This is a genomic window from Cryobacterium sp. MLB-32, from assembly GCF_000738085.1.
Taxonomy (GTDB): domain Bacteria; phylum Actinomycetota; class Actinomycetes; order Actinomycetales; family Microbacteriaceae; genus Cryobacterium.
Genome location: NZ_JPRS01000647.1, coordinates 1 through 1,039, shown reverse-complemented (window position 1 = coordinate 1,039; position 1,039 = coordinate 1). Strand labels below are relative to the sequence as shown.

Sequence of the window (1,039 nt, the reverse complement as noted above, 5' to 3'; positions counted from 1 at the left end):
GGCGATTCAGACCGAGGAAGCCACGAAGAACGCCTTCATCATGCCGTTCATCTCGACAATTCTGGGTTACGACGTATTCAATCCACTCGAGGTCGTTCCTGAATTCAACGCCGATGTGGGTCTGAAGAAGGGCGAGAAAATCGACTACGCCATCATGCGCGACGGCGAAGTGCAGATCCTCATCGAGTGCAAGAAATCCAAGGAGGCCCTGAAACTCGAGCATGCCTCGCAGCTCTTCCGCTATTTTGCCGTGACCAACGCACGAATCGCGGTTCTCACCAACGGTGAGACATACCAGTTCTACACGGACCTCGATGCGCCCAACCGGATGGATGAAAAACCCTTCCTGGTGCTGGACCTCTTGGACATTGATGAGACACTCATCCCCGAATTGCGCAAGCTCACCAAGGACGTGTTCGACCTAGACTCAATTATCAACGCAGCCGAAGAGCTGAAATATATCGGTCAGATCAAGCGCACCGTCGCGGCTCAATTCAAAGACCCTCAGGATGAGTGGATTCGGTTCTTCACGACCCGCGTTTATGAAGGAGCTTTCACCCAGAAGGTGCGCGAGCAATTCACGTCGCTCGTGACAAAGGCAACAAGCCAGTTCTTGAACGATCAAGTCAACGATCGACTCAAAACCGCTCTCGGAGGTTCTAGCTTCTCTGTTCAAACAGCAGATGCACAGGCCGCCGCCATGACGAGCCAGCCCGTTGCAGAGGATGATCTCGAACTGGATACAGACATTGAAACCACCCTTGAAGAGCTCGAGGGCTACCAAATTGTGAAGGCGATTGCATGTAGCGAGGTGAAGCCGCAACGCGTGATGCACCGTGACGCAAAGTCCTATTTCGCGGTGCTTCTCGATGACAACAATCGCAAGCCCATCGCACGTCTGCACTTCAACGGAAAGAAACAGAAGTACGTCGGCATTTTTGATGCGGATAAGACCGAAACGCGTCACGCGATTGATTCACTTGACGAGATCTACCTGTACGCCGATGCCATCCGAAGCTCCGTGAACAACTATCAGGAC

The 1,039-nt window shown here is 52.8% G+C and carries 1 protein-coding gene; it reads left to right on the top strand.

Going from position 1 to position 1,039, the window contains the following annotated elements:
* Positions 1–1,039: type I restriction endonuclease (locus JF66_RS20625; protein WP_035880820.1), on the top strand; the 1,039-nt coding region annotated here is incomplete at both ends.